Genomic DNA, 22,143 nt, shown 5'->3' with positions numbered 1-22,143 from the left:
ACGTCTTTATACCCATTATAACCTTGATGTATACCCAGTATTTTTTGTATAAACTAGCAAAATGGGTGATAAACTGGTATAAATGCGCCCTTAAAATTTTCAAGCACGTTCACATAAATGTTCTAACAAGCGATTACTCTCTCAGGGTAATAATTTATGTGCAAATCAAACTCTTTAAAGGAAAAGTCAATGGCCAAACAAACCATCACAGTGATCAAAGGCGACGGCATCGGTCCGAGCATTATCGACTCAGCACTTGAAATATTAAAAGCCGCAGGTTGCGACTTTGATTATGAATTTGTTGATGCTGGCCTAGCTGCACTTGAAAAAACAGGTGAGTTACTTCCACAAGACACGGTTGATACAATAGCTAAAAACAAAATCACTCTTAAAGGCCCATTAACTACGCCTGTAGGTGAAGGTTTTACGTCTATTAACGTAACACTTCGTAAGCAATTTGGTTTATACGCTAACGTACGCCCTGTTAAATCATTTGTTGGTACTAAAGCGCGTTATGACGATATTGATATTATTACTATTCGTGAAAACACACAAGGTATGTACTCAGGCGCAGGCCAAGTAGTGAGTGAAGACGGTAACGAAGCAGAAGCAAAATCGATAATTACACGTGAAGGCGCAGAAAAAATCGTAACGTTTGCATACGAACTAGCAGTGCGTGAAGGTCGTAAAAAAGTAACTGCTGTTCATAAAGCTAACATTTTAAAATCAACTTCTGGTTTGTTTTTAAAAGTTGCACGTGAAGTAGCTGAGCGTTACCCACAAATTGAATCAAATGAAATGATTGTTGATGCAACGTGTATGAAACTGGTAATGACACCTGAAGAGTTTGACGTAATTGTTACGACTAACTTATTTGGTGATATTTTATCGGACCTTTGTGCTGGTTTAGTTGGCGGTTTAGGTATGGCTCCAGGTGCTAACATTGGTGAAGACGCTGCAATTTTTGAAGCGGTACACGGTAGTGCACCAGATATTGCTGGCAAAAACCTAGCTAACCCAACATCTGTAATTTTAGCGTCTATCCAAATGCTTGAGCATTTAGATATGGGCGATACAGCAGAGCGTATTCGTAGTGCTGTTGCTGATGTTATTAAATCTGGCGACCGTACAACTCGCGATTTAGGCGGCAGCCACGGTACAACTGATTTCACTCAATCAGTAATTGACCGTCTATAACTATTTACTCGTTATTAATTTAGAAAGCCCGCTAATTTAGCGGGTTTTTTTTTGTAAATGCATACCACATACACTCAACATCAACCTGCATAATTTCTTCCAAATAAACCAATCAAAACCCTTACTTTTGACAATTTAAAATTAAAAACGCAACGAAAATGAAATTTTAATGCAAATAAACGATTTTAAGGTTGACGTGACGCCTAAAAACCCTTAAAAATAAACCTATACAGAATTTTTAATTTAAAGCAGTGTTTTGCTAAGTAGAGTAAAAACTATGAACATACAAACAAATCTTTTAGTCGTACTCGTACTGGTCTTAGTTATAAGCCCAGCGGGGATGTATTAAAAGGTGATACTGCTTTTTAAAAACCCTCGCACTACGCGGGGGTTTTTTTATGCACAAAAAAGCGCACAGAGGAATGAGGATGAGCAAACAAGAATATAATGGCTCTGAACTAGTAGTTCAGGCATTAAAAGAGTTAAAGGTAAAATACATATTTGGCTACCCCGGTGGTTCGGTTTTAGACTTATATGATGCACTTTTTCAGCAAGATGATATTGAGCATATATTAGTACGCCATGAACAAGCTGCCACACATATGGCTGATGGTTATGCTCGTGCTACTGGAGACGTTGGTGTTGTACTTGCAACCTCAGGCCCTGGCGCTACAAACTGTATAACAGGCATTGCAACGGCCTACATGGATTCAATCCCTATGGTTGTTCTAGCGGGCCAAGTTCCTACTAGTTTAATAGGCGATGATGCATTCCAAGAAACTGATATTGTTGGCTGTTCTCGCCCTGTAGTTAAGCACAGCTTTAACTGTAGAAGTGCTAAAGAAATTCCTACTATCTTAGCTAAAGCTTTTTATATTGCGAGTACAGGTCGCCCTGGGCCTGTTGTGGTTGAGCTTCCTAAAGATATGCTTAACCCTGCTATTAAATTCGCATACGAATTTCCTAAAACAACAGAACTAAGAACATACAGCCCTAATACTAAAGGGCACTCAAAGCAAATTCGCAAAGCCGTTACCACTATTCTAGAGGCCAAAAAACTGGTTATCTACTCAGGCGGTGGTATTGTTATTTCAAATACATCAGAGCAGTTAACCCATTTAGTTGAATCGTTAAATGCACCCATTACAAATACACTAATGGGGCTTGGCGGTATATCAGGTGTGCATCCAAACTTTGTTGGTATGCTAGGCATGCACGGCTCATTAGAGGCAAACAAAGCAATGGCTAACGCCGATGTAATTTTAGCACTAGGCGCTCGCTTTGATGATCGAGTTACTAATAACGTTAAAAAATTCTGCCCAAATGCCACCATTGTACATGTTGATGTAGATCCCACTTCTATTTCAAAAACAATCAAAGCGCACATACCGGTAGTAGGTTGCTTAGCAACGGTACTAGAGCAACTACAAGCGGGTATTGATAAAAGCCCAATTAAAATAGATCGCAGCGCACAAGAAGATTGGTGGCGTCAAATTATCAGCTGGCGTGAACAAAAATGTTTAAGCTACAACACTGATGGCGACAAAATTAAACCACAAGCTGTAATTGAAGCGGTTTACAAAGCAACAAATGGTGATGCTTATATTAGCTCAGACGTTGGTCAGCACCAAATGTTTGCAGCGCAGTATTATCCATTTAAACACCCTCGCCAGTGGATCAATTCAGGTGGCCTAGGCACTATGGGTTTTGGGCTACCAGCCGCCATGGGCGTGAAAATAGCGTTCCCTGATAAAGAGTCTGTATGTATTACTGGTGATGGCTCTATCCAAATGAACATTCAAGAGTTATCTACCTGTTTGCAGTACAACTTAGCGGTAAAAGTTGTATCCCTAAATAACCGCTCTTTAGGTATGGTACGCCAATGGCAAGACATGGTTTATGGCGGACGTCATTCATCATCTTACATGGACTCACTGCCTGATTTTGTTAAGTTAGTTGAAAGCTACGGGCATGTAGGCATACAAGTAAATACATTAGATGAATTACAACCGGCTATAGATAAAGCAATGAGTATTAACGATCGTTTAGTCTTTTTAGATATAAACGTTGATGAAAAAGAACATGTATACCCAATGCAAATTAAGTTAGGCGGCATTGATGAAATGTGGTTACGTAAAGGAGTAAAAGCATAATGCGTCGTATTTTATCTATTTTATTAGAAAACGAACCCGGTGCCCTATCGCGTATTGTCGGACTTTTTTCGCAGCGCGCATACAACATCGACAGTCTAACTGTAGGCACAACAGACGATCAGTCATTGTCGCGAATTACCATTACCACTATGGGCGATGACAGAGTCGTTGAGCAAATTACAAAACAAGTTAATAAACTTGTAGATGTGCTTAAAATTATCGATTTAACACAAATGAGCCACATTGAACGAGAGTTATTACTTGTTAAGGTATTTGCTCAAGACGAGACAACCCGAGCAGCGGTTACCCGCGTAGTTGATGTATTTCAAGGTGCTATTTTAGATATGGGCCGACAAAGCTACAGCCTGCAATTAGTTAGCAGTACAGACAAAATAGAATCGTTTTTAGACACACTTCGCCATGAAACCGATATTATAGAAGTTGTTCGCTCAGGTGCTGTTGGCATTGGACGAGGCGATAAAGCGCTAAAAGCGTAACATTCATCGATTAAAGCCGTTATATAGCGGCTTTTTAAACATAAAAAAAAAGAGCTAAATAGCTCTTTTTTTAATTTAATTCGTTAAACCTATTAAGGGTTTACTTGGTCTTTAAGACCTTTACCTGGTTTAAAGCTTGGGATAGTTGCCGCTGCGATTTGGATCTCAGCACCCGTTTGTGGGTTACGGCCAGTGCGCGCTGCACGTTCTTTTACTGAGAAAGTACCAAAACCAACTAATGCTACTGAATCACCTTCTTTTAAAGAAGAAGTTACAGCACCTGTAAACGCGTCAAGAGCACGAGTAGCAGCGGCTTTTGAGATTTCTGCATCAGTAGCAATTTTTTCAACTAATTGAGCTTTATTCATTGTTAGATTCCTATTCGTTATTATTTTGCCTTCGCAAAACCTATCTTTATGCATTTTTAAAGAGTTAGCAACAGCAAATTGCATTTTTTGCTTAAATTCTTAAAAAATGAGTAAAATTTAAATAATTCTCGGTAGAATACAGCGTGTTGGGTTAACAAAGACTTAATTTGAGTACAATTTTGGCGCAAGTTAAGCAACTGGGTAAATAAGCTATATTTTTTCGATAACTAAGGTCACTTCCCCGACCTCGACACCAAACTTAACAATAGATGTGCGGTTTATCAAGCGCGATTGTGTAACCAGGTACATCCAATCGTCAAAATTCACTTCTAAAGTACTGCCGTCATATGGAAGCGCTACATCGTAATTCCAATGAAATACGCTACCATCACTTTTACCTTTTGCCGTACCTATAACATCAGCCGCTGTCCCCGTTAAACTGTTGTCTTCATTTAACGTTATTTTCCAAATACGCTTTTGAGTTTCGCCATCGTCGTAAACAAAGTCTTCTTCTATAACTCCCTCATTACCATCCCAAGTTGCATTCATGTCTACAACAAGCTTACGGGTTAATTCGCCTTTAAAGTCTTGTACAACACCGTAGGCTTTCAAATTTCCACTAAAAAATGTTTTAAAGTCGAAATTTGGTGATGTATTTTTATAATGCTCAACATTCGGCGCCGAACAGCTAATTAACAGCACAGCCGATAAGCATATAATCACTGTTTTAAACGTGTTTAATACTTTCATATTAATTCCCTAATAGTTGCTTTCGTAGTTTTGGCTCAGAGGTTTTTTCATCAAGCCAAATGGCTAAAAAATCACTCGAAAATTGAAGTTCATTAATTTCACCAATTTTTTCATCATTATGATAAAAAGTGCTCATACCCTGCTCATTTGTGATTAACGTTAGCGAATCACCTTGTTTAATATCAGGCCAAATCGACAGTAATTTACTGTCATATTTGTCTGCTAACCCTGTTTTTCCAATATATTCCCACTGCTCATTAGTTGCTTTCACTATTTCTTTAGCATCAAAGTCTCGTAAGTAGGTGAGCTTAAATTTAACAGGAAGTGTTCCTTCACTGTAATTACCGGAAGGGGTAAATAGCACAGCATCATATACATCCCAAAATAAATACTCCATTCGCGCCTCACCCACTTTACTAAATTGTGTGTTGGCTAAAACAATTGAGGTTGTAAGCAAATAAAAAGTAATTGCCTTTAGTAAAAATTTCAAAATGAGCTCCCTTTGAATAACTGGGTAGTGTTACGAAGTGAAAATTATTGCCGATCAGCGGTTAATAAATAACTTTATTTTTTGGTTTATAAAAAGGATAGCGGTAAACATGGTAGACCAAAGCGCACCGTAAACAAGCCAAAATTGCCATAAAGGTAATCCTAGGCTTATTACTTCAAAACGAGCACCAGCCCAATAACTTGCAGGCGCAAAAGCAATGCACATTAAAAAGGCTTGCCAAAGTTTTAATCTACTTAAAAAGACCATAGAGGTATTTAAAGAAAGTAATAATGCAGCCCATAAAAAAACAAGCCATAGGGGGAAGGGATATACTTTAAATTCTAACAAGCCTAACTTTACCGCTATAAATTCTAACAACAGGGCTAAAGGTAGCGCTTTGACTAGCAGTAAGGTGTCTTGCTTTTTTTGCTTTGACAACAAAAACATTAAAATAATAATTAATCCGCTAAAAATTAGCGAATCAGCTTCAAGCAGCAGTGATAAAAACCACACTGCTTGAAACAAAACAAAATTAGTAATTGAGCGCAATATCATCGTTATCGCTAATAAAACGTGGTTTACGCGCCATTAAATGCACAGTACTGGTCGCTCTGGCTCTAAACGCACCTTCACAATAAGCAAAGTAAAATAACCATAAACGGTAAAAGCGTTCATCAAATTTAGAGCGGTCCAAATCAGGCCAGCTTTTTATAAAACGAGTTCGCCAATCTGCTAATGTTCGAGCGTAGTGAGCGCCAATATCATTAACAGTGTGAATAACCATATCTGTATTATTTTTAATTTGCTCACTCATTTCGTTGAGTGATGGCAAGCACCCACCCGGGAAAATATACTGTTGAATAAAGTCAGAGTTTTTTAGGTAATGCTTATAACGCTGATCGCCAATAGTGATTGCTTGAATAAGCATAGCGCCGTCATCTTTTAAAAGCTCACCACATTGGGTAAAAAAGCTCGGTAAATACTCATGACCAACCGCTTCAATCATCTCAATAGAAACAAGCTTGTCGTATTTGCCTTTTAATAGCCTGTAATCAAGCTTAAGTAATGTAATTTTACTTTCAAGGCCAAGTTCAATAATTTTATTAGCCACATAATCATGTTGCTCATCAGATATTGTTGTTGTTGTTACGTGGCAATCGTAATGGGTCGCTGCGTAAATTGCAAAAGCGCCCCACCCTGTACCAATTTCAATAACTGAATCATTTTTTTGAAGCTCAACTTGCTCACAAATACGTTTGAGTTTGTATTGCTGCGCCTCTTCAAGTGTGGCTTCTTTTGTAGGGTACACTGCACTCGAATAAAGCATTTCTTTACTTAAAAAAGATTCGTACAAATCATTACCTAAGTCGTAATGAGCAACAATATTTTTCTTAGATCCCGATTCTGAATTTTTATTTTTTATGTGATTAAATCGGTGGGCTATGTTGCTAAAAAATGCGAATTTCTTTTCGAACTCGTCGAGTTGTTTTTCATTTATAGCAAATATTTCTATAAATGACGTTAAATTGTCGCAAGACCAATGCCCTAATATGTAGGATTCACCAGCGCCAACACTACCTGATAACGCAAATGCCTTGTACATTGCTTTATCGTTAACTGTGACTGTCGCTTTTAGTGCTGACGACGCATCACCAAAAACTGTACGTTCATTTGCGTCAATTAAAATTATTTGACCTGTTTTAATTGAGGCGAAAGCCTTAGTCACTAATTTTTTATATATATTAGTTAACCAACTCGTACTTTGCTCGCAATTTAAGCTCGACACTTTATCCATTAAAATACCTATTAATTGTCCTGACTATCGATGTGCTTTATGGCTTACCTGAGTGACCTAAAAAAGGCACTCGCTTTATAAACAACTTTAACGCTTGATAATAAATACCTTTGAAAATAGACCATGTCATGGCCGGAAAACGCTTAAACAACTTACTTAGTTCTTCGTTAGTGAGTTCTTTACGTTTTAAGCGAAGTGTTGCATCAAATAATAACTCTTCATCTCGCTTGTTTTCAATATGTATCAATGTTTTATCAGGCGATTGTTTAACATGCCAGTGATAGTTCATATCTAGATTCATAAAAGGTGATACGGAAAAAACCTTCTTAAAGTTCACTTTTTTTTCTAAAGGTACTAAATAATAATGACGCTCGTTCCAGGGTGTATTACTAACCTCAGCAATCATGTACTTAAAACGGGTGTCGTTATTTCCAAAAAAGTAAAAATTAACAGGGCTAAAATACACACCAAAACAACGAAGTTGCCCAAGCATATAAACATGAGTAAACGTCTCATTTACACCTAATGCAGCAAGTTGTTCATTTGCGCGTTCAATAATGGGGTGTTGGTAAGGGGCTGATATATTTTTAAGATAATCTGCTTCATTAAACTTTAAGGCTTTTAAGCCTGATGTACCTAACTGTTTATGTACACCATTTAATTGCTGAGGATTATTTAAATCTACCCACATCATATATAACGGGTAACTAAAACGATGTTCTTTAACAGCAAAACGGCGATGTTTTACATCGCCTAAATACACTGCACTAGTCAAATTCAACCCCAAGTTGTTTAGCCACATCTACACCACTGTGTACACCGTCTTCATGGAAACCATTGTACCAATAAGCACCACAAAAATAACTATTATTGTGCCCGTCAATACTGTGTTTAAGTTTTTGAGCAGCAATAGACTCTTGGTTAAATACAGGGTGGTGATAAGTAAACTCGCGCAAAATTTTACTTGGGTTTATTCCTTCAAGGTGATTAAGCGTTACACAAAACTGTGTATCCGATTGTATCCCTTGTAATATATTCATTTGGTAGGTTACAACAGCTGCTTTATCTGTATTGTTATTAAGTAGGTAGTTCCAACTTGCCCATGCCGCTTTTCTATCTGGTAAAAGGTTTGTATCAGTATGCAGCACAACTGAGTTCTCAGTGTAAGCTATTGCACCCAATACTGACTTTTCTTGCTCCGTAGCATCACCAAGTAGTGCAAGCGCCTGATCTGAATGACAAGCAAAAATCACTTTATCAAACTTACTTAATTCACCATTGGCAAACTCTATTGTTACTTCATCATTTTGACGCGTAACAGATTTAATATCTGTATTGAGGTTAATTTTATCGGCAAAGCCTCTAATCAACGGCTTAATATACTGACGAGAACCGCCTGGTACTACATACCACTGCGGTCTGTTTGTTACATCTAATAGGCCATGGTTAAAAAAGAACTTAACAAAAAATTCTACGCCAACATTTTCCATTTCTTTAATGCTGGTAGACCAAATAGCAGCTCCCATTGGAAGAATGTAATGGTATTTAAAAAAGTCATTAAAGTGATTGTCGCTAAGCAGTTGCCCTAATGATTGGTCTACTTGGTAATCATCTTTTTCATGTAGTGCTTTACACAGTTTATTAAACCTAACAATGTCGTACAATAAACGCCAAAACTTTGGTCTAAAAATATTACGACGCTGTGCAAATAAACTTGTAAACGTATGGCCGTTATATTCAAAACCAGTAGCTTCGTTATGAACACTAAAGCTCATTTGTGTTGTCTGTTTGTCTACGCCAATTCGTGAAAGTAACTTTTCGAAATAAGGGTAAGTTCGGTTGTTAAACACAATAAAACCGGTGTCTATTGCGTATTTTATACCACACACGTCAACATCAACAGTTGCTGTATGACCACCAATATAATCATTTTTTTCAAATACGGTTACATCGTAATGTTTGTGAAGCAAATGCCCACATGTTAAACCAGATACACCAGTTCCTATTATTGCTATTTTTTTCAACGGGCTAATCCTTTTGCGATTTTAAGCCAAAGTGGGAGTGGTAAAATGCGTAATGCTTTTAATATAAGTGTAAAGCGATACGGAAAGTGAACGTCTTTACGGCGTTTATGTATTCCTTTAATCATATAATCTGCGGCTTTCTCAGCTGTCACAGCCATCGGCATTGGAAAATCATTTTTATTAGTAAGCGGAGTTTTCACAAAACCAGGATGAACTAAAGTCACATCTACATCATTTAAATCAACAGCTAAACTTTTTGCTAAGTAACTTACGCCCGCCTTCGATGCTCCGTAAGCTTCTGAGCGAGGTAGCGCAAGGTAAGTAACACTTGAGCTAACTAAAACAAGCTGACCGCCTGAGTTTATTTTAGGAAGTAGTGCCTCAAGGCAATATCCCATAGAAAGTAAATTTACGTTTATTACACGCTCAAACAATGCACTATCAAAATTTCGTGCGTCGTCTACGTACTCGCAATTACCTGCATTTAAAATAACACGGTCAAAATGAGGAAAGCCAACTGTCGACTCTTTAATATCCTGTAAGTTAGTTGCGTCAAATTTACATGCTTGAATATTATCGTGCTTAGCAAGTTCAGCGAGCTTTTCACTATTACGACCACAGGCAATAACAGTATCTCCCAACTGCGCATATTTAATTGCTAGCTGCTCACCAATACCTGAAGTAGCACCCGTTATAAGTGTGATCATAATTAACCTGCCCTTTTATCAATTAGCTTTATAACACTACCAAGTAAAGGAATGTGCTTATATAACAACTCGCCTACATTAAAGTAATCTCGGTGTTTGATAATTTTGCCATCTTCAAAAATAAGCTTACTATGACCTTCCACTGATATAGTTTTACCTGATGAAAGTTTTGGATGTGCGTAGTGCATAGTCCAATATATGAAAGCGTTATTGCCGCTATTAAACGAATCACTAATATCAAACTGGCAATGTTTAACATTACTGTACAAGTTAGCAAAATATCTGCGTAATTCTACAATGCCATTAATTTCGTGCATGGGGTCTATAAACTGTATGTTGTCACAGTAAATATCACTCAATAAATCAAGATTAGTGCTATCAAGCTGTTGGTATATTTCAACAAATTTATCTACTGGTAACTGGTTATCCATATCACACCTTAAATGCAGCAAGTGCACGTTCTCGTGCCGCTTTATGATCAACTATTGCTGGCCAGTAACATTCCTTATCTTTACCTATTGCGGCTAAATAAGTGTGTGGAAAATGAATGTGTTTATCTGGCACGTTTTCAAGCTCTGGCAAATACTTACGGATAAACTTACCTGTTGGATCAAAGCGCTCGCTTTGCCTGATAGGATTAAAAACTCTAAAGTAAGGCTGAGCATCACACCCGGTACTTGCAGCCCACTGCCAACCACCGTTATTTGAAGCTAAATCGCCATCAATTAAGTGCTGCATAAAAAAGCGCTCACCTTCACGCCAATCTATTAATAAATGCTTAGTTAAAAAGCTCGCAACAACCATGCGTAAACGATTATGCATCCAGCCGGTTTGCTTTAGTTGTAACATTGCTGCATCCACTAACGGATACCCTGTACGCCCTTCGCACCATGCTTTAAATTCACTTTCGTTTTTACGCCACACTACCGCGTTATACTTTTCGTTAAAGTTATTGCCGCGCGAAAGCTTAGGAAACTCAGCAATTAAGTGTCTGTAAAACTCACGCCATATGAGCTCGTTAATCCACGTAAAGGTTTTACTTTTCGACGTAGTTAAAATATCTGGGTAGCGCTGTTGAATATTAATAAGTAGCTGCTTAGTGCCTACAATACCAAGTGCTAAATACGGGCTTAATCCTGATGTGCCTTTTATGCTAGGTATATCACGCTGATCGTCGTAACTCGTCAGCTTATCGCATATAAAGTTATCAACCACAGTTGCAAGTGTTTCATCGTCAACCGGCCACTTATCAGAGCTTCCATCACTTTTTAGTAAATCGCTTTCATCAAACTTTATTGGCTCAGAGCTGAGAGGCCATTGTGGCAAACTAAAGTGCGTATCTTGGTACTGCTTTAACCACGCTCGCTTAAACGGAGTAAACACTTTGTACATTTCATTGCTTTGGTTTTTAACCGTGCCAACAGGTGCAATTAAATCGCCTTCGTACAAGGTAAAAGTAATAGAAAACTCATCGCATTCATGCAAAATAGCCTTATCGCGATTTACTTCATTAAGCTCGTATTCTGCATTAGCTATTACATGTTTTACATCGTTTGCTTTACAAAAATCAATAAGCTCACGCGTACAATCGCAAAAGCTTGGCGCTTCAATTATATGTAAAGTAATACCGACATCAGCAAGCTGAGATTGAAGGTAAGCAACTCGGCGCTTAAGTAAGTCAATCTGAATAGGCGCAGCTTGATGTTGTTGCCACTGTTTTTCAGACACAAAAAAAATGGCGTGTTTAGCGCCATTGTTTAGCGCTTGAATTAACGCTTCGTTAGAAAAAAGGCGCAAATCGCGCCTAAACCAAAATAATGTATCCATTAAATACCAAATCGTAGTTTTAAATCGTGAGGGTAAGGGTTAAAAAACACTTGTTTTTCAAGGTACTCATTTGGGTGAACCTTCAAATGATGTTTTAGCAAAGTAAGTGGTACATACAATGGCACCAACCCTTCGCGATATTCATCTATTGCATCACGAAGTTCTTGTTTTTCAACCTTCGATAAAAATGTTTTAAAGTAACCTTGTAAATGCATCAGCGTGTTGCAGTTATTTCTTCGAGAAGCTGGCTTTTTGAGACCCGTCATCAAACCTAAAATATATTCATCCGCAACTGCGCTTATATCGTCACCTACATATGTTCCTAGCAAATTACCCAAGTCGCGATAAGCTTGGTAATTATGAGCCATTAACAAGTACTTATACTGAGAATGAAATTGAGTAAGCTTGTGAACCGATAGCGGCTCTTGTACTAGCTTTTGCCAATTTTTAAATACGTAAATTCTCATCACAAAGTTTTCACGTAAGTGCATGTCGTTTAAACGTCCATTTTCTTCACATGGCAACAATGGGTTATGCTTCATTATTTGCTCAGCAAAAAAACCAACACCTTCTGAGGTATTGCCTGTACCAGCTTCGTTGTATATTTTAATGCGCTCCATGCCACAGCTCGGGCTTTTAGCACAAAATACAAATCCGCTTAATTCTTTAGCTTGTTCAGTTGCAATTTTTTTACCATATTCGGTAAGTTGTTGCCCTACTTCGCCGCTACCATCTGGGCGACATACTTTAATAGTATCGCCTACTTTAACTTGACGAATAGTTGGACGAGGTATCGGTAAACCTACTGCTACCTCCGGACAAAAACGTGTGTACTCAACGTGTTTGCCTAATTCGTCCATACAAAAATTTGACTTTTTATGTCCTGTGTCAAATCTAACTTTTTCGCCTGCTAAGCAGGCGCTTATACCTATTTTTATTATATCTGTTTGCATATATTCTCTTAGTAAATCAAATTACCGATTGGATTTAGTAACTTGCTGAAGCCCTTATTAAAATGTAGCGCACTACTGACAACTGTAAAGCATAAACATCCATCTTTCGTTAAAGGTGTATGTTGATGACTACCATCTTGCCATATAAAGTCACCTGGTACGTAATTACCATCTTCATCACTAAACTCACCGTCTAATAGTAAAGTAACTTCAAATCCGGTATGTGTATGCTCAGGAATTTCACCACCCGCATCAATATGCAATAAGCTTGAACGCAGCGCACCATCATCCAGTGCAACGCGAGAACGCGCTAGCTTACCAACTTGTGTAAATTTGCTATGAGAAATACGTGTTAAAGCACGCGGCAGCTGATAATTGTGTTCGTTAATACTTACAGACACAGGCTCAACTTCATAAACTTCATCGATAGAATCATCAGACATGATCATATCAAGTACGTTTAATTCAAATTCTTCAAGTAATTCAGATTGCTCAGTTTGAGGTTTCTCAAATTTGGCAGGCTCTTCACTAAATAATGCGTCCGCATTACTTGCTTCAATTTTGGCTACTTTAGCTTGGCACACAGGACACATATCTACATGTATAGATACGGCTAAACTTAGTGATGTAGCAAGTGATGCATCGCAATACTGTGTCAGTAAAGTTTCACTCGGGTGATGTTTAATCATGCTGATCTCCCATTTCATTACGTAATTTTTGCAAGGCCAAACGTAATCGTGATTTTACCGTGCCTACTGGAATATTAAGTTGATGCGCAAGTTGCTCTTGCGACATGTCTTGAAAATAAACGCCTCTTACCACTTCGCGTTGAGCAATAGGTAATTTATCGAGGTAGCGTTTAATTTGTTTATCTTCTAAATGATCGCTGTATTCGTGATGTGTATCTTGTGAGTCGTTTAATAACGGCCAAATGTCTTCGCTTATGTTTTCTTCTTTATTACTTTTCATTTTACGAAGCATATCGAATGAAGCGTTACGCATAACGGTGTAAACCCACGTAGTCGCCGCACCTTTATCACTGTGATACAAATGTGCTTTTCGCCAAACTGACGTTAGTGTCTCTTGCACAAGCTCCATAGCTTGCGCTTCAACACCAAACTGCTTAATTCCAAAGCGTTTGATTTTTGGCGCAAAGTATTCAAATAAATAGGAAAATGCTTTTTTGTCGCGTGATTGCGCAACATCTATAAGCGCTTGCATGAGCTCTTTACTCGGCGTTTCTGGCATGGCAGTGTACTTACCTGTATTAGGTTCACAACGTGGTGACTGTTGTTGACTTACCATAATAATTTATCCCGTTATTGCTTTTGTATTAAGTGATACGGGCAATAATTAATTTAGGATCATAAAATTTAGGCAAATTCGTTATTAATCACAGTATGGAGGAAACTCAGCAAGTTATCAAAGTTCGTTTCAAACGCAAGTTGCTGTTTTTTCTCAATTGATATAGGTAGAAGCTCAAGCCAACGTGCTGCAATCCAAGGCAGCTTGTCAAAATGAGTTTTTTTGTACAATAAATTAAGCTCTGAATTACCTGCAAACACGTTTTTGAGCGCGTCGTGCAATAGGTAATGATCGCCAATGTCGTTGTTAGAATCCTTGTACCAGTAAGGCGTATTACAAGGCGACACTAAGCCATGTCGTAGTTCGTCTTCGTCTTGGTATACATCGTTTATTTGCACATTTTGAGATGCAAATACATCAATTAAAAGTACATCGTTGTCGTCTTGGTCAAAATCAATAATATCGACAAGGCAACCTTGCGCACTTATATTAAATAGCGTGTCGTGCTCAAATGTACAAAGCACAAACCCTGAATTATTTTTTAATGCGGTTTTAACCATATTTAAATAACGAGGCTCAAATATGCGCAATCGCGTAAAACCTTCAGGTAACATAAAAATGGGTAATGGAAAAATCGCACGTTTCATAAAGTCTACTTATTTCAAACACTCTGCCTTTATTTACGTGCGCTTTTGCTAAGTCGATCAGCTTTGTATGAATCGAATTAATTACCAGCTATATAATTGGTTAAAAATTAAACCAACCTCCCATAGCTTTAAACACTTGAACCGAGTAATAAGCGCTAATCATGCTTACTACGGGTGCTAACATTAATGCAAATAATCCAAGTTCACTGCTCATCGTTTTAATCCTTTAAGTGGTTTATTTTACGTTTTTAACGCTAGCGTCAGTATTTTTAATCGTTGCGCTATCTGTTAAAACTGGCTCATCTAGTAAACTTTCTAAAACAGTTTTAGCATCAAAATAAAGTGTTTCCTTTAGTGATTTTTCAAGCTCAATTGTGGTTTGCTTAACGTAGCTTGTTACACTTTGAGTTAATATATCAGTTACATCTAGGTCCACTTCTACTGCATGAACTTGCGCAGAACCTAATACTAATAAACTTGCCATAGCGATTTTAATTGAATGTTTCATAATGGTATTCCTTGTTTGTGTATTGTTTAGACGTAGTTATATACTCAAGGGTTGTGCCAACATAAAAACAAAATGCAAGCCATTGTAATTAAATAGGTTTATGTTCACTTTTTTAATTCAAGCAATTCATACCTCGTTAATTTAACCATTTAATTTAATTTTTTGACTATTTTTTAGTTAATAAATAAAAGAGTTTTAAGTGTATTAATACCGTCATATCTAATCGTTAAAGTGCGCACCACTATTAATAATTAAAAAAGTGCAGTATGACTCTTTCATCTCGTCGAAATTTCTTAAAAACCTCAGCAGCAAGCATATTTACAGTTGCGGTATCGAGCGCCATTACAGGTTGTGCTCAAACATTAATGAGCAAGCCTCTATCAGCAATTGAATTTAAACATGGGGTAGCGAGTGGCGATCCGCTCAGTAATGCTTTAATTATTTGGACACGTGCAACCACTGCTCAATCAAATTTTGAAGTAACTGTTGCTTGGGAGTTGGCAAGTGACTCTCAATTTAAAAATATTATTCGCAGCGGGCGCGAACAAACCGATAAAAGCCGCGACTTTACAATAAAAATAGATGTGCAAGACCTTACTCCAAATACAGAATACTTTTATCGCTTTATTGGATTAAATACACAAAGCCCTATTGGCCGCGCTAAAACTCTGCCGGTTAGTAATGTTGAACAAATAAAAATGGTTGTTGTGTCTTGCTCAAACTATCCTGCAGGGTATTTTAATGCTTACACAGATGCCGCTAAGCAAAAAGATTTAGATGTAGTGCTGCACCTGGGAGATTATATTTACGAATACCCAATGGGCGGATACGCCACGCAAAATGCTGAAAAAATTGGTCGCCAATTAGCCGCCGATAACAGCGGTGAAATTATTACCCTTAGCGACTATCGTAAACGCTATGCTATTTATCGAACAGATAAGGGCCTACAAGCACTGCATGCCGCAGCGCCTTTTATTGCAATATGGGATGATCACGAAGTTACTAATGACACATATAAAGAAGGAGCTGAAAATCACACCCCTGATGAAGGTGACTTTTTTAAACGCCGTGCAGCAGCTATTCAAGCCTATTACGAATGGCTGCCAATTAGGCCGCCTAGGGGCGAGCAAAGCCCGCAAATATACCGCACCTTCGATTTTGGTAATTTAATAAGCTTACACATGCTAGATACGCGCGTAATTGCACGCGATAAACAACTCGCTTACAGCGACTATAAAAACCTAGAGACCAAACAAATGGATGTTGCGCGCTTTGCGAGCGATTTAAATAATACAAAAAGGCAGTTACTAGGTAGTACACAATTAAACTGGCTCGCGAGTGCAATAACTCAATCAAATGCAAAGTGGCAAGTATTAGGTCAGCAAGTGTTGATGACTAAAATGTGGCTACCTACTGAAATATTCTCGCAATCCGATCGCACTAAAATACTAGAGGTATTAAAAGAACTAGTTGCTATTAAAAAAGCGGTGTTAACCAATAAAGTAGTAACTCCTGAGCAACTAGCACGCGTAAATACTTTAATGCCTTACAACTTAGATGCATGGGATGGTTACCCCAGTGAGCGCGAAGCATTATATAAAAGCGTTACTACGTTAAATAAAAAATTAGTCGTGGTTGCAGGTGATACGCACAATGCGTGGCATGGCACATTAAAAAACGCAAAAGGCGAAAGCGTAGGAGTAGAGTTTGCAACACCTGGCGTTACATCCCCGGGTATGGAGCATTATTTAGCACTTAATACAGCACAAGCAAAGCAAATGGCTGACTCGTTTTCATTGCTAATAAATGACTTAAATTATTGTGATCTATCGCACCGCGGATATATGCTACTGACAATTACAAACGAGCAAATCACAACCGATTGGCGTTATATAGATAATATAGATTCTCCAAGCTACAACATTGCTGCTCAACACCAAAGTGTTTATAAAGGCTGATTTTATAAAAAAGAAGGTAAATACATCATTTACCTTCTTCGTTTATTTTATTAAACGCGCTTAATTACAACTATAAAGAAGCGTCCACGAAGCATCACTTCCTGGAATGCTGTTTGTATACCAATTTGCGCTGTATGCGTTGCCTTGATATTGCATTTTGTCGTCGGTGTTATTATGAGTAAATGGACCACCTGCGTAATCCTTGTTCACCCAGTTAGGATATGCATTAATACCGTTACAATCTGTTGAACTTACAACACTACATCCATTTGTATCCACACTTGTACCGGCTGGTGTATTAGGGCACTGATCGATATTATCATTCACTCCATCGTTATCAGCATCGCTTGCTGGTTCAACAACTTCAATAGCACAGCCAACATTATCAACACTTGTACCTACTGGTGTATTAGGACATTGATCAATACTATCGCTAATACCATCGGCGTCGCTGTCGGTTACCGCGCAGCCAATACTATCAACCGCTGTACCTGCGGGAGTATTATCGCACTGATCAAAGCTGTCACTTACGCCATCTCCGTCGCTATCTAAATTAACATTGCCATTACTGCCACCCCATCCTTGAATGATCTCTTTAACTTTAGTGCCTGACGCTGTTAATGAATCCCAACTACCGCCTGGAGTAAATAACGATGCACCTTCGTTTTTATCGTTTAAAGCCCAGTTAGCGTGGCTAATATTGTTTGTTTTAAAAAATGCCATCCATGCATCGGTTTCATTACCATTAACACCACCATTGCCATCAGCATTAACCGTTCCCCACTCTGTGGCAAACAAAGCAATACCGTTATCAAGAGCTGTTTGTGCTTTATTTCGATACGATTGACCATGCGTGCCAGCATAAAAATGCAGAGTGTAAGCAATATTGGCGCGATCAATTGGGTTTTGTGATGCTACATCAACATCTTGCGACCATGTAGGCGTACCAACCACAATTAAGTTATCAGGGTCGATTGCTCTAATTTTATCAATAACTGTTTCGGCGTAAGGCTTAATATCGTTAACCCATGAAATTTGTAATGGCTCATTATAAATTTCATAAATAACATTATCGTTGTCACCATATTTAGTGGCTACTTCTTCAAAAAATCGAATGGCTGTTGCTTGATCGGTATGTGCTTCATGGCTATGAAAATCAATAATAACGTACATATCTTCGCTAATAGCTGCATTTACAACAGTATCAAGACGGCTCATATTGCCCTCCCAATCAAAGTTCAAACTGCCACCCGTACTTGTGCCATGGCCAATAGCTGCACGGATTAATGTTGCATTAAATTCAGTTTTTGCCTTTGCCACTGTTTCAGCTGTGTAAAATTTTTCAGCGCCCCACCCCGTGTTACTCCAAAATAAGCTAGGCCCTGCAAAGCTTGTGTTTTCTCCACCCGCAAGAACTTGATTCCCACTTACCGTTAACTTCTCAACAGCAGCATTGGCCATTGTTGAGCATCCTAATAATAAAGCTAACGATAAGCTCGCCACTTTAAAATCCTTTCTGTTGCGATTATTTGAACTGTTATTCATAGTATTTCCTTAAATTGAAATTATCAGTCGTCATTGATTGACGTAATAAATTAATAGCAAACCAATACTTAAAAATTAAACAAAGTTAATTTGGCGAGCAGAAAGTACCATTTATTTATTAACATTAAATGAACAAAAAGGTACAAAGAGAAGGGTTTTAATTAACTAAATATCAACAAGTGATCGATTTAACGAGGTTTGAGGATTTTACTGGGTATATACAGGCATTTACACGATGTTTACATGGCGCTGGCAAAAATCTCGATTACAAAAAATATATATAAAAATGAAGAGGCGGTAATAATTATTATTACCGCCATCAATAATAGCTAAATATCAGGGATAAATATGCGGGAAGAAAATTAATAGGCCAACTAAAAAGAGTTCTGATTAAGTGGCTTATTTTTTAGTAGGAAGTACTTTTCAGCCCAAACGGTATGCATCAGCCATACTCAGCACCCAAATTATAATCATTAAAGGCACATACTTATATTCAGCGAGTTTAGCGCAGGCGTCGGAAGGTTGTTGCGCGGCTTTTAAAATAGCCGTAACCGACATAGGGATTTTTCCGTGTACAATTTCATTTGCAGTACACTGTGCAATCGCAAATATATCTTGTAGGGTTAAAATTAAAAGAACAGAAAATACACCCGCAAAAATAGCGCCTATTAGGTGCTTTTTTAAAGAAAAATGCCCCGCTCCAGGATAAACAATAGCGGTAAGTAAAGCAGCTTTTAGATCTTGTTTCATGGTTATTTCAGCTCGTAATATGTATTACACTAGACACCAACATAGTGAATTAATTCTCTTTAAAATCAAGTAAAAGCTAAAGTAGCGTATCAAATAAAGTTATTTAGAATTACTCACAGCTAAGATTGAAACATTCAGCGTACAGTTGTACACTGAAATTAATTCCAATAGTGGTAGGAACAGTTATGTCGTTAGAAGCGCCTTATTCCCGAAAAGAAGAACAACTAAACGTAATCAGCCATGCACTCGGTATTGTATTTGCCGCGTTTGTTATGTGGGATTTATTTAGCCAAGCCACCAGCGCTAAGGCGTATGTTAGTACTGCAATTTATGGCAGTAGCTTATTTGTGCTGTTTTTGTCGTCCACTTTGTACCACGCCAGTATTCAACCGCGCTTAAGAGCCTTTTATAAAAAGTGCGATCACTGCGCCATATACTTATTAATTGCCGGCACCTACACCCCCTTTTTATTAATCTCATTAACCGGTGCTTGGTCATGGGCAACACTTACATTTATTTGGACTGTGGCACTGGCGGGCGTTGCGTACAAAGTATTTGTAAAAAACGGTAATAAAAAAATATCACTCGCCACCTACTTACTCATGGGCTGGTTTGCACTGGCTATTGTATATCCGCTCTACTCTAGTGTTGATGTAAAAGCACTTTACTGGCTACTTGCTGGCGGTATTTTTTATAGTTTAGGTACATTATTTTACAGCGCTAAAAGCACCCAGTTTAGCCATGCTATTTGGCACTTATTTGTTATTGCTGGGTGTGTATGTCATTACATTTCGATTAGTAACTATGTTTATTAGGCAGGTTAAGTCTATTTGAATGGTCTGGTTTGATACGTGAATTCACCACTCATAGTAACTAAGTGTTAGGATTTACATATTGTAATTTTTAAAAATCATGGATGATCAATGTATAATTTAAATCTAGTACCTCTTTTCTTTGCTTTAGCTTTAGCTTTAGTTCCATTTCAACTTTTAGCTGAACAACCGCTGCCCACTGAATTTAATAATAACCGCATCTTTCTTACTCCAGAACTGAAAGATGGTCAAAAGCTAAAGTTCTTTACAGATACAGGTGGCGGTTGGAATGCTATATCGAAAGAACTTCATCAACAATATAAATGGCCTACAATTAAAAAAGTAGATGAAGGTAATGTGCATACACTGTCAAGCATGCCGGACTTTCAAGCTGGCTCAGAAGTTCCTATTGGTGGTTTGCAAAACTTTATGGAAGGCTATTTATTTATAGTCCCTAAGGATGAACTATCAATTGAGGAAGACTTTGATGGTTTTTTAGGTGGCCGATGGCACGCAGAAAAAATTATTAAAATTGACTATTTAAATAAATCTATGTCCATCCTGCAATCTTTAGATGAAATAAACTTATACAAATTCAAGAAGATAAAACTAGGTTTTCAAAAAGACTCGCAACAAAAATACACCACCGCATTTCCTAGAATCGAAATAAAAGTTCAAGGGATAGAATACCAAATGCTTTTAGATACTGGTGCAACATCAATATTAACCGATGCAGCGGCAAAGCATATACAAGGTACATCAAAGGTAGTAGGTACTTCTTTTATTTCAGCCAGTATTTTTGAAAATTGGAAAACTCAAAATCCAAGTTGGGCTGTTATTGAAAAGGCGGAGTCTAATACTGGAGAATCAATGATAAAGGTCCCTAAAGTTATGATTGCCGAGCAAGTTACAGGGCCGGTTTGGTTTACACGGAGGGCAGATAATAACTTCCACAAATTCATGTCATCAATGATGGATAAAAAAATAGATGGAGCTTTAGGTGGTTCGGCTCTTCAATATTTTGAATTGGTAATTGATTATATAGACGAGTCTGCATATTTAAAGAGTGAATTCTGAACAATTAACTTCTCAGCTGGCACGTACCCATTATGTCGGCTTCGAATGCTTGAACTCACACCGAACAACGGATATTCAGAATCTATTGGGATTAGCTAAGCGATACTAAGAGGAAGTTTTCCCCTTTTTTACATAGTAAAACAACCTTCCCTAAGAATAATGTTTATTAATGTCAATAACTTACACTATTTGCTATTAATAGAAACTCATAAAATAAGGACGTTTTCACGCTAGAATAGGGAAAGTGTCCACTGATAAAGCCGTTATGTAGCTTGGAGGATAATCATGCAACATGTCATAAATGTGTTAGAGCCTATTTTTCAAGAACATGGTTGTAGGGTCAAGTCGGCACCTGAGGAGTCTCTAACGATATTTAAACTCAGAGCTCATGGTCATGGTGTTCCTGATGAGGTGACTAAACAGTTAACCTCCTTTTATTTACAAGTTGCAGAAGTTCCTTGTTTGGACTCATTTGTTGTACATGGTTGTAATGAAATCATCATATTCGAGTGGTGGCAAGACGGGGAGCTATGGCTAGGTACAAGGGATTATCAGAAACTAAACTAGACAGCCACTCCAATTAAAAAATAAAACTGTGCCATAAAATCTACTTTTTAAGTTAATTATTTACCTTTCCTACTCGGTTATTTTAATTTCATCCATTTAGTAAGTAGAAACTAAACTAGACAGCCACTCCAATTAAAAAATAAAACTGTGCCATAAAATCTACTTTTTAAGTTAATTATTTACCTTTCCTACTCGGTTATTTTAATTTCATCC

The 22,143-nt window shown here is 37.8% G+C and carries 23 protein-coding genes; 6 read left to right on the top strand and 17 right to left on the bottom strand.

Going from position 1 to position 22,143, the window contains the following annotated elements:
• The first annotated feature begins 189 nt into the window (after positions 1-189).
• From PX700_RS04805 to ilvN, 3 genes are all read left to right on the top strand, one after another.
• Positions 190-1,197, top strand: a complete 1,008-nt coding sequence (locus tag PX700_RS04805) for an isocitrate dehydrogenase (RefSeq protein WP_197238466.1) — start codon at positions 190-192, stop codon at positions 1,195-1,197.
• 428 nt (positions 1,198-1,625) lie between these two features.
• Positions 1,626-3,350: an acetolactate synthase 3 large subunit gene (locus tag PX700_RS04800; protein ID WP_479520009.1), complete on the top strand. Its 1,725-nt coding sequence runs from the start codon at positions 1,626-1,628 to the stop codon at positions 3,348-3,350.
• Positions 3,350-3,847: an acetolactate synthase small subunit gene (gene ilvN / locus PX700_RS04795; RefSeq protein WP_479520008.1), complete on the top strand. Its 498-nt coding sequence runs from the start codon at positions 3,350-3,352 to the stop codon at positions 3,845-3,847. The genes PX700_RS04800 and ilvN overlap by 1 nt, the downstream gene beginning before the upstream one ends.
• Before the next feature lie 92 nt (positions 3,848-3,939).
• On the opposite strand, the gene PX700_RS04790 is transcribed toward ilvN, so the two are convergent.
• From PX700_RS04790 to PX700_RS04720, 15 genes are all read right to left on the bottom strand, one after another.
• Positions 3,940-4,215 (bottom strand): HU family DNA-binding protein, encoded by a 276-nt coding sequence (locus PX700_RS04790; protein ID WP_479520007.1) that lies wholly within the window; start codon positions 4,213-4,215, stop codon positions 3,940-3,942.
• 210 nt (positions 4,216-4,425) lie between these two features.
• Entirely contained in the window at positions 4,426-4,965 is a 540-nt protein-coding gene (locus PX700_RS04785) for a DUF3833 domain-containing protein (protein WP_479520006.1), read from the bottom strand.
• A gap of 1 nt (position 4,966) precedes the next feature.
• Entirely contained in the window at positions 4,967-5,455 is a 489-nt protein-coding gene (locus PX700_RS04780; protein ID WP_415637007.1) for a chalcone isomerase family protein, read from the bottom strand.
• Positions 5,456-5,509: 54 nt separating this feature from the next.
• A complete protein-coding gene (locus PX700_RS04775; RefSeq protein ID WP_479520005.1) occupies positions 5,510-6,010 on the bottom strand; it encodes a DUF2878 domain-containing protein in 501 nt (166 codons plus the stop codon).
• Positions 5,988-7,250, bottom strand: a complete 1,263-nt coding sequence (locus PX700_RS04770; RefSeq protein ID WP_479520004.1) for a class I SAM-dependent methyltransferase — start codon at positions 7,248-7,250, stop codon at positions 5,988-5,990. Before PX700_RS04770 ends, PX700_RS04775 begins: the two co-directional genes overlap by 23 nt.
• A 37-nt stretch (positions 7,251-7,287) precedes the next feature.
• Positions 7,288-8,025, bottom strand: coding sequence for a DUF1365 domain-containing protein (locus PX700_RS04765; RefSeq protein WP_415637010.1), 738 nt, complete (start codon positions 8,023-8,025; stop codon positions 7,288-7,290).
• Positions 8,018-9,274 carry an NAD(P)/FAD-dependent oxidoreductase gene (locus tag PX700_RS04760; RefSeq protein WP_479520003.1) on the bottom strand — a complete coding sequence of 419 codons (1,257 nt, stop codon included), beginning with the start codon at positions 9,272-9,274 and terminating at the stop codon, positions 8,018-8,020. Before PX700_RS04760 ends, PX700_RS04765 begins: the two co-directional genes overlap by 8 nt.
• Positions 9,271-9,981, bottom strand: coding sequence for an SDR family NAD(P)-dependent oxidoreductase (locus tag PX700_RS04755; RefSeq protein ID WP_479520002.1), 711 nt, complete (start codon positions 9,979-9,981; stop codon positions 9,271-9,273). The genes PX700_RS04760 and PX700_RS04755 overlap by 4 nt, the downstream gene beginning before the upstream one ends.
• A 2-nt stretch (positions 9,982-9,983) precedes the next feature.
• Positions 9,984-10,412: a nuclear transport factor 2 family protein gene (locus PX700_RS04750; RefSeq protein WP_479520001.1), complete on the bottom strand. Its 429-nt coding sequence runs from the start codon at positions 10,410-10,412 to the stop codon at positions 9,984-9,986.
• 1 nt (position 10,413) lies between these two features.
• Entirely contained in the window at positions 10,414-11,808 is a 1,395-nt protein-coding gene (phrB, locus tag PX700_RS04745; RefSeq protein WP_479520000.1) for a deoxyribodipyrimidine photo-lyase, read from the bottom strand.
• The gene (locus PX700_RS04740) at positions 11,808-12,761 is read right to left on the bottom strand and encodes a YbgA family protein (protein ID WP_165728011.1); all 954 of its coding nucleotides are present in this window, start codon (positions 12,759-12,761) and stop codon (positions 11,808-11,810) included. Before PX700_RS04740 ends, phrB begins: the two co-directional genes overlap by 1 nt.
• 8 nt (positions 12,762-12,769) lie before the next feature.
• Positions 12,770-13,450 carry a ChrR family anti-sigma-E factor gene (locus PX700_RS04735; protein ID WP_165728012.1) on the bottom strand — a complete coding sequence of 227 codons (681 nt, stop codon included), beginning with the start codon at positions 13,448-13,450 and terminating at the stop codon, positions 12,770-12,772.
• The gene (locus PX700_RS04730; RefSeq protein ID WP_024598117.1) at positions 13,443-14,066 is read right to left on the bottom strand and encodes a sigma-70 family RNA polymerase sigma factor; all 624 of its coding nucleotides are present in this window, start codon (positions 14,064-14,066) and stop codon (positions 13,443-13,445) included. The genes PX700_RS04735 and PX700_RS04730 overlap by 8 nt, the downstream gene beginning before the upstream one ends.
• 68 nt (positions 14,067-14,134) lie before the next feature.
• Positions 14,135-14,713: an LON peptidase substrate-binding domain-containing protein gene (locus PX700_RS04725; protein ID WP_479519999.1), complete on the bottom strand. Its 579-nt coding sequence runs from the start codon at positions 14,711-14,713 to the stop codon at positions 14,135-14,137.
• 235 nt (positions 14,714-14,948) lie between these two features.
• A complete protein-coding gene (locus PX700_RS04720) occupies positions 14,949-15,221 on the bottom strand; it encodes a hypothetical protein (protein ID WP_479519998.1) in 273 nt (90 codons plus the stop codon).
• Between the two features lie 266 nt (positions 15,222-15,487).
• Between PX700_RS04720 and PX700_RS04715 the strand changes: the two genes are divergently transcribed.
• A complete protein-coding gene (locus tag PX700_RS04715; RefSeq protein ID WP_479519997.1) occupies positions 15,488-17,179 on the top strand; it encodes an alkaline phosphatase D family protein in 1,692 nt (563 codons plus the stop codon).
• Positions 17,180-17,239: 60 nt separating this feature from the next.
• Here PX700_RS04715 and PX700_RS04710 read toward each other — a convergent pair whose 3' ends face one another.
• Together PX700_RS04710 and PX700_RS04705 are read right to left on the bottom strand one after the other, a co-directional pair.
• Positions 17,240-18,724, bottom strand: coding sequence for a cellulase family glycosylhydrolase (locus PX700_RS04710; RefSeq protein WP_479519996.1), 1,485 nt, complete (start codon positions 18,722-18,724; stop codon positions 17,240-17,242).
• A 423-nt stretch (positions 18,725-19,147) separates the two neighbouring features.
• Positions 19,148-19,474 carry a hypothetical protein gene (locus tag PX700_RS04705; RefSeq protein ID WP_479519995.1) on the bottom strand — a complete coding sequence of 109 codons (327 nt, stop codon included), beginning with the start codon at positions 19,472-19,474 and terminating at the stop codon, positions 19,148-19,150.
• Positions 19,475-19,659: 185 nt separating this feature from the next.
• On the opposite strand from PX700_RS04705, the gene trhA reads away from it, so the two are divergent.
• Both trhA and PX700_RS04695 read left to right on the top strand, forming a co-directional pair.
• Complete coding sequence (gene trhA, locus PX700_RS04700) at positions 19,660-20,289, top strand: PAQR family membrane homeostasis protein TrhA (RefSeq protein WP_415637020.1); 630 nt, start codon at positions 19,660-19,662, stop codon at positions 20,287-20,289.
• 108 nt (positions 20,290-20,397) lie between these two features.
• Entirely contained in the window at positions 20,398-21,363 is a 966-nt protein-coding gene (locus tag PX700_RS04695; protein WP_415637021.1) for a pepsin/retropepsin-like aspartic protease family protein, read from the top strand.
• The last annotated feature ends 780 nt before the right edge of the window (positions 21,364-22,143 follow it).

The organism is Pseudoalteromonas sp. TP27, assembly GCF_056470645.1.
Note: the sequence above shows the minus strand (reverse complement) of the source record. Positions and strands in the feature narration are given on the sequence as shown.